Source organism: Burkholderia sp. B21-005 (assembly GCF_020843965.1).
GTDB lineage: Bacteria > Pseudomonadota > Gammaproteobacteria > Burkholderiales > Burkholderiaceae > Burkholderia > Burkholderia ambifaria.
The window spans coordinates 866621-882228 of record NZ_CP086302.1 but is presented as its reverse complement, the minus strand read 5'-3'; the positions used below and the strand labels follow the sequence as shown (position 1 = coordinate 882228).

Annotated in this window: 12 protein-coding genes; 5 read left to right on the top strand and 7 right to left on the bottom strand. The window is 65.4% G+C overall.

Translation table 11 applies throughout. The features are described 5' to 3' along the window. Positions 1-314: 314 nt before the first annotated feature. From LMA02_RS20345 to LMA02_RS20330, 4 genes are all read right to left on the bottom strand, one after another. Complete coding sequence (locus LMA02_RS20345) at positions 315-1937, bottom strand: AMP-binding protein (RefSeq protein WP_228909552.1); 1623 nt, start codon at positions 1935-1937, stop codon at positions 315-317. A gap of 155 nt (positions 1938-2092) precedes the next feature. Then, positions 2093-3076 carry an alpha/beta hydrolase gene (locus LMA02_RS20340; protein ID WP_228909551.1) on the bottom strand — a complete coding sequence of 328 codons (984 nt, stop codon included), beginning with the start codon at positions 3074-3076 and terminating at the stop codon, positions 2093-2095. Positions 3077-3089: 13 nt separating this feature from the next. Further along, positions 3090-4553: a flavin-containing monooxygenase gene (locus LMA02_RS20335; protein ID WP_267478989.1), complete on the bottom strand. Its 1464-nt coding sequence runs from the start codon at positions 4551-4553 to the stop codon at positions 3090-3092. A gap of 52 nt (positions 4554-4605) precedes the next feature. Beyond that, positions 4606-5772 carry an iron-containing alcohol dehydrogenase gene (locus LMA02_RS20330; protein ID WP_416378670.1) on the bottom strand — a complete coding sequence of 389 codons (1167 nt, stop codon included), beginning with the start codon at positions 5770-5772 and terminating at the stop codon, positions 4606-4608. Positions 5773-5794: 22 nt separating this feature from the next. Here LMA02_RS20330 and LMA02_RS20325 point away from each other — a divergent pair, with 22 nt between their 5' ends. From LMA02_RS20325 to LMA02_RS20305, 5 genes are all read left to right on the top strand, one after another. Then, positions 5795-6049, top strand: coding sequence for a hypothetical protein (locus LMA02_RS20325; protein ID WP_228910097.1), 255 nt, complete (start codon positions 5795-5797; stop codon positions 6047-6049). A gap of 180 nt (positions 6050-6229) precedes the next feature. Beyond that, positions 6230-7387 carry an efflux RND transporter periplasmic adaptor subunit gene (locus tag LMA02_RS20320; RefSeq protein WP_228909549.1) on the top strand — a complete coding sequence of 386 codons (1158 nt, stop codon included), beginning with the start codon at positions 6230-6232 and terminating at the stop codon, positions 7385-7387. Between the two features lie 20 nt (positions 7388-7407). Further along, positions 7408-10551: an efflux RND transporter permease subunit gene (locus tag LMA02_RS20315; RefSeq protein WP_228909548.1), complete on the top strand. Its 3144-nt coding sequence runs from the start codon at positions 7408-7410 to the stop codon at positions 10549-10551. A 4-nt stretch (positions 10552-10555) separates the two neighbouring features. Then, the gene (locus LMA02_RS20310; RefSeq protein WP_228909547.1) at positions 10556-11998 is read left to right on the top strand and encodes an efflux transporter outer membrane subunit; all 1443 of its coding nucleotides are present in this window, start codon (positions 10556-10558) and stop codon (positions 11996-11998) included. A 3-nt stretch (positions 11999-12001) separates the two neighbouring features. Then, positions 12002-12316, top strand: coding sequence for a hypothetical protein (locus LMA02_RS20305; protein ID WP_228909546.1), 315 nt, complete (start codon positions 12002-12004; stop codon positions 12314-12316). Between the two features lie 918 nt (positions 12317-13234). Here LMA02_RS20305 and hcaD read toward each other — a convergent pair. The 3 genes from hcaD to hcaC are packed head-to-tail and all read right to left on the bottom strand — an operon-like array spanning position 13235 to position 15607. Next, complete coding sequence (hcaD, locus tag LMA02_RS20300; RefSeq protein ID WP_228909545.1) at positions 13235-14503, bottom strand: 3-phenylpropionate/cinnamic acid dioxygenase ferredoxin--NAD(+) reductase subunit; 1269 nt, start codon at positions 14501-14503, stop codon at positions 13235-13237. Further along, on the bottom strand, positions 14469-15290 hold the full coding sequence (gene hcaB, locus LMA02_RS20295) for a 3-phenylpropionate-dihydrodiol/cinnamic acid-dihydrodiol dehydrogenase (protein WP_228909544.1): 822 nt from the start codon (positions 15288-15290) through the stop codon (positions 14469-14471). Before hcaB ends, hcaD begins: the two co-directional genes overlap by 35 nt. After that, positions 15287-15607, bottom strand: a complete 321-nt coding sequence (gene hcaC, locus LMA02_RS20290) for a 3-phenylpropionate/cinnamic acid dioxygenase ferredoxin subunit (RefSeq protein WP_059599508.1) — start codon at positions 15605-15607, stop codon at positions 15287-15289. The genes hcaB and hcaC overlap by 4 nt, the downstream gene beginning before the upstream one ends. Position 15608: the final 1 nt, after the last annotated feature.

The window sequence follows — 15608 nt, the reverse complement described above, 5'->3', positions numbered from 1 at the left end:
AAGATATCCGTCACGCCGCACGGCAAGATCACACGACTTGGTCATTTGACCATAAAGCACGAAGACGCTCACCCGTGCATGCCAGCGATCACGCGCCAAACCCGGGAAGATCGCCGCATCATCCGCCCCAATAGGCAAGCGGGCCATGGCGATACGTATCCCGGTTTGGTTTGTCATCCCTAACATGGTCAATTGACCAAGTTCAATGGTTCCCAGTCTATGCAGTCGAACAACAATTTGAATCAGGACTTTCCATTACACGATCGTTTGACCACGCGGCAGCTCGATCTCCGGAAATCGGCCCGCCCGCGACGTCAGGTGTTCGTCACCCGCAACTCGCGCCGAAGGATTTTCCCGACGTTGCTCTTCGGCAGGCTGTCGCGAAACTCGATGCTTTTCGGACGCTTGTAGCCGGTCAGCTGACCCTTGCAGAACGTCATCAAGTCATCGGCCGTCAGTTCGGGCGCTTTCCTGACCACGAACAGCTTGACGGCCTCTCCCGAGTGCTCGTCGGGTACGCCGATCGCCGCGACTTCGTAGACGCCCGGGTGTTTGGCGACGACCTCTTCGATCTCGTTCGGATAGACATTGAAGCCGGACACGAGAATCATGTCCTTCTTGCGATCGACGATTCGCACGAAGCCGTCCGCCGAGATCGACGCAATGTCGCCCGACCGGAAGAAGCCGTCCGCGGTCATCACTTTCGCGGTCTCGTCCGGTCGCCGCCAGTAACCCGCCATCACCTGGGGGCCGCGGATGCACAGCTCGCCGGCTTGTCCGGGCGGCAGTTCGTTGCCGTCGTCGTCCCGGATCGATATGTCGGTGGACGGCAACGGCAGGCCGATCGTGCCGTTGAACTCGCCGCGTGCAACGGGGTTGACCGTCACGCACGGCGATGTCTCGGACAGCCCGTATCCTTCGATGATCGGCGCGCCGGTCATTTCCCTCCAGCGCTTTGCGACGACTTCCTGCGTGGCCATTCCGCCGCCGTTGGCCAGCAGCAGATTGGAGCAATCGAGACGCGAGAAGTCGGGATGATGGAGCATCGCGTTATACAGCGTGTTCACGCCCGGGAAGGTGGTGATCTTGTATCCGGCGAGCGACGCGATCATCCCGCCGATGTCGCGCGGGTTCGGGACGAGCACGCACATCCCGCCCGTGTACATCGTCGACAGGCAGCAGATGTTGAGCGCAAAGATGTGATAGATCGGAAGGGCCGCCACCGTGATGAACTGCTTCACGTCGGGGCGCCAACTGCGCGCGGGCTCGAGCCAGACGTCCGCCTGCAATACATTCGCGACGATGTTCCGATGCAACAGCGTCGCCCCTTTCGACACGCCGGTCGTCCCGCCCGTATATTGGAGAAACGCGATGTCGTCCGGTGACAGGCGAGCCGGCACGAACCGGCGCCCGCGGCCCTCCGCGATCGCGTCGTCGAATGTCGTATGCGCGCCCGGGGCCTGTGTCGTCGCGGTGGGGCCGCCCTGCGTGGCGACCAGCACATGCTTCACCTGCGTGTGCGCGATGATGGCGTCCAGCGTCGCAGCACAACTGTCGAGCAGGACGATCGCCTCGGCACCGCTATCGTTCAGCTGGTGTTCCAGCTCGCGGGGCGTATAAAGCGGATTGACGTTGACGACGACGTAGCCGGCGCGCAGGACTGCACAGATCGACACCGGGTAAGGCAGCACGTTCGGCATCATGATCGCGACGCGCGCACCGCGCTCGAGCCCCCTCGATTGTAGCCAAGCGGCCAGCGAGCGCGACATCGCGTCGAGTTCACCATACGTGATCAGCGTGCCGTTACACGCGAACGCGGGGCTTTCGCGAAACTTGTCGAAGCTTGCGTCGATCAATTCGCTGACGGATCGATACGCGCTGCAGTCGATCTCTGCCGGCACTTCTGGCGGATAGGAAGCAAGCCAGATCTTTTCCATACCGAATCTCCTCTGTCCTGTTTTGAATGATCGCGCGATGCTTCGCGCTTGGATGCACGTCGGGCACGCCGGCGCGCGTCGAACGACACGAGAGCGATATCCTGCCGGTCCGTCGCAAGCCGCATTGCTCACACGGCAATGCGCGGACCCAAGCGTCAGGCGCAGACACTGCCCCGTTCGGCCAGCCGCCCAACGAAGGCGGCGGCGCGTTCCAGCAAATAGCGCGCTGTCGCGACATGACGGGCCGCGGTCACGATGCCGTGATGATGCGCGGGCAAATGGTGATGCTCGACTTCGCTGCCGGCACGCGCCGCGCACGATGCATAGGCCACGCCCTCGTCGCACAGCGGGTCGAGCCCCACGGTTGCAATGAACATCGGCGGCTGCCGCCGGCCCTCCGCATGCAGCAGCGGAGACAGGCGCGCAAGATCGAGCGGCGTACCGGCCGGCACGTAGTGGTCGCGGAACCAGCGCATCGATTCGGCCACCAGCGGAAATCCGCCTTGAATCCGTCGATATGACGGCAGCGACGCGGTCAGGTCCGTCACCGGATAAAAAAGGAGCTGTCCGACGATCGCGGAGCGCGCCGCCGATCCCGCATTCGCGATGATGGTCGCCATGTTGCCGCCGGCGCTGTCGCCGGCCAGCACCACCCGGGACGCGTCGATGGCGAGCGCCGGGGCATGGCCAACGAGATAATCCAACGCCCGTTCGCAGTCCTCGAGCGGGACCGGCCACCGGTGCTCCGGCGATCGCCGGTACTCCACCGACGCGACCGGGCACCCGCCATGCCGTGCGAGATGACGGCAAATGCCGTCATGCGTGTCCACGCTTCCGATCACCCACCCGCCGCCGTGAATGAACACGACGAGCGGATCGCGGCCGATACCCGCCGCATTGTGCGGGCGATAGAGCCGTACCCGAATGCTGCCGCCCATGACGGGAACCGCGATGTCGTCATGAGTCACCGCGTCGTCACCCGCGAGGCCGTTCAGTTCGCACGCACGCTCGAAGTTCGCGCGCGATTGATCCACGGGCAAGCTGCCGTAGTGCCGTCCGCCCAGTTCGCGGAACGTCCGCACGGCGTCCCGGGCATCGTCGGCCACTTCCGTCAGCGGCAACCACGGCATCGATGTCATGCGCATCCCCCGCTCAGAGCGTACCGAACACGCTTTGATCCCATTGCGTCGCGGCACGGTATTCGTCCACCGTGCCGGGCCAGTTGTTGATCACCTTGCCCCGCGCGTTCTTGTACCAGCTCGAGCAGCCCGCGGAAAACGCCGAGCCGGCCATCGACGCTTGCAGCTTGCCGTTGTATTCGTCGAACACGGCCCTGTCGACGTCGACCGCGTCGATACCCGCCGCGGCCATGCCGCCTATCGCATCGATGATGTAGTTCTGCTGGATCTCGAGCATCGACACGATGGAGTTGTGGTTCAGGTTCGTGTTCGGCCCGTACAGCATGAACATGTTGGGAAAGCCCGGCACCGTAATGCCCAGATAGGCCTCCGGCCCGTGTTCCCACGCCTGCGCCAGCGTGCCGCTCGTGCCGCGCACCTGCAGGCTGCCCTGGAATGCCTGGCTCTCGAAGCCCGTGCCGAATATGACCACGTCGAACGGCAGAACACGGCCGTCCCGCGTCACGATACCGTCTTCGACGAACGCCTCCACACCTGCCGTTTCGAGCGCGACGTTCTCACGCATGAGCGCCGGGTAGTAGTCGTCCGACCGCAGGATCCGCTTGCATGCGTATTCGTAGTCCGGCGTCAGCTTCTCGCGCAGTACCGGGTCGGACACCTGCCGATGAAGATGCGCCAACGCGAGGCTCTTGCCTTCCGTCTGCGCATTGGAACCCATCCGCGTGCGCTCGAATCCCGACTCGCGGAACGCGTGCAGCGATTTCCGGCTCTCCTCGAAGAGACGAGGCTCCTGCTCGTACGAATCGAGCTGCTCCTTCGAGAAGATGATCTGGTTGCGCGGCATGATCCAGTTTGCGCTGCGCTGGAACACCGTAAGCTGCGCGACCTTCGGCGCAATCGCCGGCACGTATTGCACCGCGCTCGCGGCGTTGCCGATGCTCGCCACGCGCTTGCCGCTCAGGTCCACATCGTGCCGCCATTGCGCGGAGTGGAAGGTGTCGCCCTTGAAACTCGCCAGGCCGCGCACCGCCGGCGTCATCGGCCGGTTCAGTTGTCCCCACGCCGGCACGAAGAAGCGAGCGGTCAACCGCGATCCGTCGTCCAGCTCGAACCGCCAGAGGTGCGCAGCCGCATCCCATTGCGCGCGGCAAATCTCGCGATTGAACCGCAGATGGTCTGCCAGGTCGAACCGCGCTGCAAGCGATTTCAGGTAATTGAGCAGTTCGTTTCTGCCGGCATACATCGCGCTGACGCGCAAGTGCGGATGGAAGCTGTAGCAATACAGGTGCGACTCGGTATCGCATGCCGCGCCGGGATACGAATTGTCGAGCCAGACGCCGCCGAGCTCCGGACGTTTCTCGAGCACGACGAAGTCGTCGATACCCGCGATTTTCATGCGGGCCGCAATTCCAAGGCCGCCGAAGCCGGCACCCAGAATGACGACCTCGTGATGCTCAACCTTTTCTACAGTGTTCACGGTGCACTCTCTCCATTAACGTTACGGCGACGACGGATCGGCCTGCGTCGGTTCAATAGGCCTGCTCATACAGGCGCAACGCATCGGCATCCGTGACAACGACCGGATTGTTCTGCAGCAGGCGCTGCTGCTTCATCGCATCCGCCGCGAGTGTCGGCAGGCTCGAACGCGTGACGCCCACGTCGCGCAGGCGTCGCGGCGCGCCGGATCGTTCGATCAGGTCATTCAGGAATCCGACGAATGCGGCCGTGCGCGCGTGGACATCGCCGTTTCCATCCGCCCCTACGACGTCTGCCAGTTCCGAATATTGCGGAGCGGCCGCTTCCGCGTTGAAACGCAGGACGGGGGCCAGCATCAATGCGTTCGACAAACCATGCGGGATGTGGAAATGGCCGCCCAACGGATACGCCAGTGCATGAACCGCGGCCACCGGCGCGTTGGCGAACGCTTGCCCCGCCAGGGTGGCGCCGAGCAGCATGGCCTCCCTCGCACGCTGATCTGCGCCGTTCTCGCAAGCCGGGATCAGGTTGTTTGCCAGCAAACGCAGTGCTTCCCGCGCCAGCGCATCGGAAATCGCATTCTTCTTGTGCTTGCTGGTATACGCCTCGATGGCGTGGACCATCGCATCGATGCCGGTCGCAGCCGTATGACTGCGCGGCAGGCCAACAGTCAGTTCGGCGTCCAGGATCACCCTGTCGGCATACAGCTGACGGGCGACGATGCCCATCTTGTTCGTTTCGCCTACCGAAACGATGGAAATATTGGTGACTTCCGACCCGGTGCCGGCCGTCGTCGGGATCTGTACCAATGGCAAGCGGTCGCCGTGAACGTTGGCAATTCCATACATTTCTGCGAGAGATTGCTGCGAGACGGCAAGTACCGCGGCCAGCTTCGCAATGTCCATCGATGAGCCGCCGCCCAGGCCGATGACCACATCCACCTCTGCACTGCGAGCGACCTCGACGCACCGCGATACCACGGCCTCCGGCGGGTCGGCCACGACCTCGTCAAAAACCGTCGCATGGAATCCGGCCGCCGCCAACGACGCTTTCGCCGGCTCCAGCACGCCGGCCTCGTGCAACCCCGCGTCCGTGACGATCAGCACATTGCGGCGGTCCGTCCAGGCCGCCATGACTTGACCCAGGCGGCGCACACAGCCCCATTCCTGGAGAATCGACGGGACGGTTTCGAACAACATCGACTGCGGGGACATTTCCATTGACGTTTCCTTGATACCGACGTTGCCGTCAGACCTGCAACCACACGTTTTTCATTTCCTGATATTCGTCGATTCCGCAACGGGAACCCGCTCGGCCAAGGCCGGATTGCTGCAACTCGCCGAACGGCGCCAACGAAATACTGTTCCGGCGCCAAATGCAAAACGACTTCCGTCATTGAAGACACCGCGTGCGACGCACCGGCAGACGCCGCGCCGTTTCGCCGCCGCGCCGCGGCTTCCGCTGAACATTTCGCGGCACGAAAGCGCCCGCCTCTGAACGCGAGACGTCCGAGTTTGAGATAGACTACGCGCCTTTGGTCAATTGACATGGTCATTTGACCACAACCAGAAACCCGCGGCAACTTGGTAGTTGCACGGGGCTGCGGTGCCGAAACCGTCGCCGCGACACTCGAACCGACAATGCGGGCCATAGTCGCCTGCGTCCCAAGGAGTCCACATGAAAAATCACAAACGACGCTGCTACGGCGCCGTATGCGCGCTGGCGGCGGCGATGCTGGCGGGCTGCGGGCCCGCCGAACAGCAGGCCGCCGCGCCGGCCACCCCGGTTGCGGCGATGACGCTGGCCGCCTCGCGCCTCGATCTGACCGAAGACCTGCCCGGCCGCGTCGCGGCGGTCCGGATTGCCGAGATCCGCCCCCAGGTCAGCGGCATCGTGCAGCGACGGCTGTTCGAACAGGGCACGGAGGTGCGGGCGGGCCAGCCGCTGTTCCAGATCAACCCGGCGCCGTTCAAGGCCGACATGGATACGGCCGCGGCGGCCCTGCAACGCGCGCAAGCCGCGCTCGAACGGGCCAAGGTGCAGACGACGCGGCTCAAACCGCTGGTCGAGGCCGACGCGATCAGCCGGCAGGTCTATGACGACTCGGTGTCCCAACGCGACCAGGCCGCCGCCGACGTCGCACGGGCTCGCGCGACGCTCGCACGACGCCAGCTCGACCTGAAGTTCGCGACCGTCGAGGCGCCGATCACGGGCCGCATCGACCAGGCGCTCGTGACCGAGGGCGCGCTGGTCGCGAGCAGCGACAGCCAGCCGATGGCACGCATCCAGCAGATCGACCAGGTCTACGTGGACGTGCGCCAGCCGGCCGCCTCGCTCGAATCGCTGCGCGGCGCACTCGCGGCCCAGCCGGACGCGACGGGCAATGGCCTGCCGGTCGACGTGCTGCGCGGCGACGACTCGCGCTACGACGTGAGGGGCCGCATGCTGTTCTCGGGCGTCAACGTCGACCCGGGCACCGGCGACGTGCTGCTGCGCGTGCTGGTCGACAACCAGAAGCGCGAGCTGCTGCCCGGCATGTACGTGCGCGCCCGCATCCCGCGTGGGCACTACGACAACGCGCTGACCGTGCCGCAACAGGCGATCGTCCGCGCAGGCGGCAAGCCGCAGGTCTGGGTGCTCGACGCGAAGAGCCAGGCGCATCTGAAGGCCGTCGAGGTGGGCGAGCTGACGAACCGCAGCTACCGCATCAAGTCGGGCCTGCAGGCAGGCCAGAAGGTCGTCGTCGAAGGCATGGAACGCCTGAGCGACGGCGCGACCGTCACGGCGACCGCATGGAAGGCGCCCGAGGCGGTCAAGACCGCTTCCGCGCACTGAGTCACGGGGAGCCTCCAGTCATGTCCCAATTCTTCATCCGGCGCCCGGTCTTCGCATGGGTGATCGCCCTCTTCATCATCCTGCTGGGCCTGATCGCCATTCCCGAACTGCCGGTTGCGCGCTACCCGTCGGTCGCGCCGCCGACCGTCACCATTACCGCCACCTACCCGGGCGCCACGCCGCAGACGATGAGCGACAGCGTGCTGAGCCTCATCGAGCGCGAGCTGTCCGGCGTGCGAAACCTGCTGTATTTCGAATCGTCGGCGGATACCTCCGGTCAGGCGCAGATCACCGCGACCTTCAAGCCCGGCACCGATTCGGCGATGGCGCAGGTCGAGGTACAGAACAAGCTCAAGTCGGTCGAACCACGCCTGCCCCCCGTCGTGCGGCAAAACGGCGTGATCGTGCAGTCGGCCGCCACGGGCTTCCTGTTGTTCGTCGGCCTCAAGTCGGAGAGCGGCCGCTACGACGAGAACGCGCTTGCCGACTACATGGCGCGCAACGTCGTCGAGGACCTGCGACGTGTCGAAGGCGTCGGCAAGGTGCAGCTGTTCAGCTCCGAACAGGCGATGCGCATCTGGGTCGATCCGCAGAAGCTGATCACCTACGGCCTGTCGATGAACGACCTGACGACGGCCGTCAGCCAGCAGAACGTGCAGATCGCGCCGGGCAGCCTCGGCGCGGCGCCCGCGTTGTCCGGGCAGCGCGTCACGGTGCCGCTCACCGCGCAAGGCCAGCTCACGACGCCGGAGCAGTTCGCGAAGATCGTGCTGCGCGCGAATGCGAACGGCTCGAAGGTCGTGCTCGGCGACGTCGCACGGGTCGAACTCGGCCCGCAGGCGTTCACCTTCGTCAACAGCGAGAACGGCAAACCCGCCACCTTCGCGGGCGTGCAGCTGGCGCCGGGCGCCAACGCGGTGAAGACCGCGGAGGCCGTGCGCGAGCAACTGGACATGATCGCCAGGACGATGCCGGCCGGCATGGCCTACTCGATCCCGTTCGATACCGCGCCGTTCGTGAAGATCTCGATCGAGAAGGTCGTTCACACGCTGCTCGAGGCAATGGTGCTCGTGTTCCTGGTGATGTACCTGTTCCTGCAGAACGTGCGCTACACGCTGATCCCGGCGATCGTCGCGCCGGTGGCGATGCTCGGCACCTTCACGGTCATGCTGATGACGGGTTTCTCGATCAACGTGCTGACGATGTTCGGCATGGTGCTCGCGATCGGCATCATCGTCGACGATGCGATCGTCGTCGTCGAGAACGTCGAACGCCTGATGGTGGAAGAAGGCCTGTCGCCGAAAGACGCGACGATCAAGGCGATGAAGGAAATCACCGGCGCGATCATCGGCATCACGTTGGTGCTGACGGCCGTGTTCCTGCCGATGGCGATGTCGAGCGGTTCGGTCGGCGTGATCTATCAGCAGTTCACGCTGTCGATGGCCGTGTCGATCATGTTCTCGGCCCTGCTCGCGCTGACGCTGACGCCGGCCCTGTGCGCGACGATGCTCAAGCCGGTCGAACACGGGCACCACGAGAAGCGCGGCTTCTTCGGCTGGTTCAACCGCCGTTTCGACCGCCTCACGCAATGGTACGAGACGCGCGTCGGCCGGCTGGTCGGCCGCACCGGGCGCGTGATGCTGCTGTTCGTCGCGATTTCCGCCGCGCTGGTGTTCGGCTTCCGGATGCTGCCGTCGTCGTTCCTGCCCGAGGAAGACCAGGGCTACTTCATGACCGGCTTCCTGCTCCCGGCGGATTCGACCGTCGAGCGCACCGGCGACGTGGTCAAGGCGCTCGAGAAACATCTCGCATCGCGTCCGGCCATCGAGTCGAGCATCTCCATCATCGGCTACGGCTTCTCCGGCCTCGGCTCGAATGCGGCACTGAATTACGCGGTGCTGAAGGACTGGAACAAGCGCGGCGGTGCCTCCACGCTGGACGAAGCGATGCGCGCGCAGGCAGCAATGGGCGCCGTGACCGAAGGCACGGTCATGAGCCTGTTGCCGCCGGCGATCGACGGGCTGGGCACCAGCTCGGGCTTCACGATGCGCCTGCAGGATCGCGCCAACCAGGGCTACGCGGCGCTCAAGGCGGCTGAAACCCGGCTGCTCGAACTGGCCGCGCAAAGCAAGGTGGTGACCGGCGTCTATCCGGACAGCCTGCCGACCGGTACGAGCGTGAAGCTGGACATCGACCGCGAGAAGGCCGAAGCGCTCGGCGTGTCGTTCACGACCATCAGCGACACGCTGTCGGCCGCGATGGGTTCGACCTACGTGAACGACTTCCCCAACGCGGGCCGCATGCAGCAGGTGATCATCCAGGCCGATGCGCCGGCACGCATGCAGATCGAAAACGTGATGAAGCTCTACGTGCGCAACGCGACCGGCGGCATGGTGCCGCTGTCCGAAGTGGTGCGGCCGGTCTGGTCGGAAGCCCCGCTCCAGATGGTGCGCTTCCAGGGTTACCCGTCCGCGCGCATCTCCGGCGGCTCGGCGCCCGGCTACTCCAGCGGCGCGGCGATGGCCGAGATGGAGCGTCTGGCCGCGCAGTTGCCGCCGGGCTTCTCGGTCGCCTGGACCGGCCAGTCGCTGCAGGAGCGCGAGTCGGCATCGCAGGCGCCGATGCTGATGGCGCTGTCGATGGTCGTCGTGTTCCTCGTGCTCGCGGCGCTCTACGAGAGTTGGGCGATTCCGCTGTCGGTGATGCTGGTGGTGCCGCTCGGCCTGATCGGCGCACTCGGCGCCGTGATGCTCCGCGGGCTGCCGAACGACGTGTTCTTCAAGGTCGGGATGATCACCGTGATCGGCCTGTCGGCGAAGAACGCGATCCTGATCGTGGAATTCGCGAAGCAGTTGCGCGAGGAAGGCAAGGGGCTGATCGAGGCTGCCGTGCAGTCGTCGAAGCTGCGCCTGCGCCCGATCCTGATGACGTCGCTCGCGTTCGGGCTCGGCGTGGTGCCGCTCGTCATCGCCTCCGGCGCCAGCTCCGAGACGCAACACGCGATCGGCACCGGCGTGCTGGGCGGCATGATCACCGCCACCGTGCTGGCCATTTTCTTCGTCCCGGTTTTCTTTGTGTTCGTGATGAGCATCCAGGAACGCATCTCGGCATGGCTGGCACCCCGCAAGAAGCCCGCCGCCGTGACCCACGAACATGAAGGTTGATGCCATGCGATTGCTTATTCTTTCCGCCGCGGTTTCCGCCGCCCTCGCGCTGTCGGCGTGCTCGATGGCGCCGAAGCTGGTCAAGCCCGGGATGCCGGTGCCGACCGCCTATACGACCGCTGCCGCGGCCGACCAGCACGCGAACGCGGCCGATCTCGGCTGGCGCACGATGTTCGGCGACCGTCGCCTGCAGCGCCTGATCGAGCTCGCGCTCGACAACAACCGCGACCTGCGCCTGGCCGCGCTGAACGTCCAGGCTGCCGAAGCGCAGTACGGCATCCAGCGTTCCGCGCGCCTGCCGTCGATCGGCGCCGGCGCGAGCTTCACGCGCCAGCGCACGGCGGCCGACTCGCAATCGAACCCGCCGCTGCTCGAAAACACGCAGAACCAGTACGGCGTGAACGTCGGCGTCAGCGCGTTCGAGATCGACCTGTTCGGCCGCGTGAAGTCGCTGTCCGATGCGGCGTTCGCGCGCTACCTCGCGACCGATCACGGCCGCCGCGCGGTGCAGATCGCGCTCGTCGGCTCCGTGGCCAACGCGTATTTCGCCGAGCGCCTCGCGCAGGAACAGCGCGCGTTGTCCGAACGCACGCTGAACGACTGGCGCCAGTCGCTCGATCTCGCGCGCCGGCTCAAGCTCGCGGACCAGGCGAGCGGCGTCGACATCGCGCAGGCCGAAGGCCAGGTCGCGAGCGCCAGCGCCGATCTCGAAGCGCGTTCGCGCGCCGTCGAGCAGGCGGGCAACGCGCTGCGGTTGCTGGTCGGCACCGACCTGCCGAAGACCCTGCCCGACCCGCTGTCGCTGGAACGCCAGCCGGTGATGACGCAACTGCCGGCCGGACTGCCGTCGGAATTGCTGTACCGCCGGCCGGACATCCAGCAGGCCGAGCAGAATCTCGTCGCCGCCAACGCCGACATCGGCGCGGCGCGCGCGGCGTTCTTCCCGCGCCTGTCGCTGACCTCGTCGATCGGCTTCCTCAGCCCGGGGCTGGGCAGCCTGTTCGACGGCGGCCAGCGCGTGTGGAGCTTCGCGCCGCAGGTCACGTTGCCGATCTTCCAGGGCGGCCGGCTACGTTCCGAACTGAATCTCGCGGAAGTGCGCAAGTCCAGCGCGGTCGTCGAGTACGAACGCGCGATCCAGACCGCGTTCCGCGAAGTGGCCGACGGCCTCGCCGGGCGCGAGACCTTCAGCCGCCAGATCGACGCGCAAAGCCGGGTCGTCAAGAGCGCCGAGCGCCGCACCGATCTCGTGAACCTGCGCTATCGCGCCGGCATCGAGGATCGGCTGGAACTGCTCGACTCGCAGCGGCAGCTGTATGCCGCGCGTCAGGCCTTGCTGGATCTGCGCAACGCCGAACTGGGCAACGCGGTCGCGCTCTACAAGGCGCTCGGGGGCGGCCTGACGGACGTCGACGTGCGTTCCGGCAACAGCGTTCCGAACAGCTGAGCCTTGCGTCATCGCTCGTTCATTCACGACGATCAAAAACACGATCGAGTCCGGCGGCACGGGCACCGCGCCGCCGGGCCGCCTGTCGATCACGCTCGCTTCGTATTGCTGACGGTCACCATCGCCCTGGCGATGCTGAACGGATGGTTCATCGTCTATGGCCTGAACGTTGTAACCGCGTCCGCGGTCGCCGACCACGCAATCGCGGTCGTGATCCGGGATGCGCCGAGCTATTTGGTCCTTGCTTTCGTGCTGCTGATCGTACTCGTCTCGACGGTGATCAGGCTCGTCAAACGGGCCCACCAAGAGGAGGGGTAGCCCGCTTGTCCGGCATTCGCCGCCGCCCGTGCGTCGGAGACAGGGCATCTGCCGACATCAATCATGGAGGTCGCAATACCCGACGATCGGAAAGCGGTGGAAGTGCGAAATGGCGGAAGGCAGCAGACTCTGATCATCGCTCGCACGGATCCGCCAGGTAAGACTCCCGCAATCGCAGATAGCCTCCTACCCACAATCCTACCCATATTGAGCTCAGCGGCAATCCAATATCAGCCGCAACGCCCTGATGAGAAACGGCGGCCGAGCAGTTTCCCGCAAAAATTCAACAAAAAACTCTACCCTCACGGACTCGCCTGCGTTCGGGACGCTCCCCACAAGCCGGTACGATGCGGGAATGCGATCCGGCGAGAGATACATTTATGTCAAGTCAAAAATTCATGTCGAGCGTAGCCAAAGCTATGCCGGACCGCCAAACGTAGTGCTGTCACGGACGCAGTTCCGCAATCCGATCGGCTCGCCAACTGCCACGCCGGGCGAGAACCTCAATGATGCCGATCGCGCGCAGATCGAAGGCGTGCCCGAGAATCAGCGGCGCGTAAGCGCGGCATTTGCACTACAGCAGGACACGTCCGAACGAAGCGCATCCCCCGACCCTCTTGGGCAACCCGCACGCTCGCCCCGATTGAAACGCCGTCCGTGCAGCTGTGCCACCGCCCCGTGGCCCGTCCCGGTGCCGCCTGCACGGTCGGCTCACGCCACTCGGTATATCTCGAATGCCAACACCAGAAGCGCGCTCTCCGCTGTGGACGGAGATGAAGCGCGCGCCGCCCAAAATACCGTGACGGGATAATAGACTGGCGTAGGCGCAGCGTCCCACGGCATGCGGTCGACCTCAATAGCGCTACCGCACCTCACGATATGCCTCGCCGACGAAATCACGGACCAGTTCGCTCTACGTCACACATTATTCGCGAGCGCACGCAGATCTTGTGCACAATCGCTGAGGACGTCCGCCGAGAGCCTGGCGCGTCGCTCGATTAGGGTACGTACGAAGCGCATGTCGCGCCCGCGATTGAGCGTCACACCAGCCGTCACCACCCCGTCGCGCAATCCGAACAGCACGCACGCGGATCCGGAGAGATCACCACGCTCGATCCACTCGGAGGCTGTCATGTCGCCTGCGAACTGCAGGTTCACGCCACATTGATCGGTCCAGAACCACGGCATCTGCGGTAAGTCATCCGGCTCACCGAGCATCGCCGAGGCCGCACGCACGGCCTGTCGATTTGCGTTATCCCAACTTTCCCGACGCAGAGGCGGGCCACCGCGTGGGTCTACTTCGGCCGTATTGTCGCCTGCGGCGACGATGTCCGGATGCGACGTCCGGCAGGCAGAGTCGACGAGAATCCCGCCGTCCGTGCGCAGGCCGGCATCCCTCGCGAGCGCATCGTCCGGTTCGACGCCGATCCCGTAAACAACGGCATCGCCACGTACGGCGGTGCCATCTTCGAGCGTCAACACGAACCCATCGATGTTGCGCGCCGCGTCGAGCAGCTTCACTCCGGTCCGCACATCCACGCCCCGCGCACGATGCAGCGCGAGCAAATGTGAACGCACCGGCAACGGCGCGCAGCGCGCCATCACGTCTGGTGCCTGCTCGATCACCGTCACCCGGGCCCCAAGCTCGATCGCGCTCGATGCGACTTCCATCCCGATCACGCCACCGCCAACGATCAACAGCCGCGTGCCGCCTTGAAGCGCTCGACGCAACGCATGCGCGTCGTCGAGTGTACGCAAGGTATGCACACCCGGGCCCAGACGGTCGAGCATCGGCAGCCTCCTGACCCGCGCCCCTGTCGCCAGCAGCAACTTGCCGAATTCGAGCAGCGTCCCATCGGCAAACGTCAGCGTGCGCTGCGCCGGATCGATCGCCGTGACGCGGGTGCCGAGCCTGCGCTCGATCCGCTGGTCGGCGTAGAACGTCTCCGGACGAAGCGCAATGCACGCGCCATCCGGTTTCAGCAACACCTCTTTCGACAGCGGCGGTCGCTCGTAAGGCACATGCGGTTCATCGCCGATCAGCACGACAGGTCCGTCGAAGCCGCGCCGCCGGAGCTCGGCTGCCGCGGTCGTGCCCGCCTGCCCCGCGCCCACGATCACGCAGGCGGCCTCGCCGGCCGCACCACCCGCTTCACGGTCGAGCGACATCGAGGCCTCCAGCGACATGACGGATCCCGCGAACGCCGAGGCCTGCGTCGGCCTGGATCATCACGCCGGATAGCGTGCGATTGTTCGCACGCGATGCAAGCAGCACGAACGGTCCGGTGAAATCCGCCGGCGCTGGAAAAAACTGCAGCGGGAGAATACTGGCGATCGCCTCCGGGGTCCGCGTATCCATGATGCGGTGCTGCGACTGCCCAAGTGCGTCGGGGCCACGCAGGTCGCTCGCCATTCCGCACGGCCCGACGCCGTTCACGCGCACGTGCGGCGCAAGCTCGTACGCCAGCTCGCGAATCAGACCGACCGCGGCATGCTTGCTCGCCGTATACAACGGACCGCCGCCGCCCGGATAGAACGCCGCGTTCGACAGCGTGAAAATCATACTGCCTTGCGATGCCACCAGCGCGTCTGCAGCCGCCTTCGCACCCAGCAGGTACCCTTTCACGTTGACCGCGAACAATTCGTCGAACCCGGCGTCGAGCCTTTCCGGTGACAGGCCCAGCAGGCCCGCGCCGTGATCCCACAGCGCGGCGTTGCCGACGAACGTATCGAGCTTGCCGAAACGCTCGACGGTCGCGTCCACCGCGCGCCGGTTGTCGTCGTACACGCGCACGTCGCCGCACACCACTTCGATATCCGCACCAAAGCACGCACGCAATGCGGCGACTTTTTCCGCTGAACGTTCGAGCACGCCGACCCGCGCGCCTTCGGCGAGAAAGCGCTCGACGAGCGCGAGCCCGAGGCCCGACCCGCCGCCCGTGATCAGCGCGACGTCTCCATCGAGCCAGCTCATGCGAGCTCCGGCTCGTCGACGTACAGCGCACCGGCGTCGACGACGACCGGGAACGTACGCAATGCGTCCGTCGCAGGCTGGCACAGCGCCGCACCGGTCTTCAGGCAAAAGCGCGCGGCATGCAATGGACATTCGACAGTCGCATCGTCTTCGACATAGCCGTCGGACATGGACGCGTTGCCGTGCGTGCAGCGATCGGACAGTGCGTAATACGTGCCCTGCACGCGAAACACCGCGATCGCGCCGTGTGCACCGTTGACGCGCGTCGCGTCGCCGTCGGCGAGCGCGTCGATGGGTCCTACGAGGATTCGAGCCATG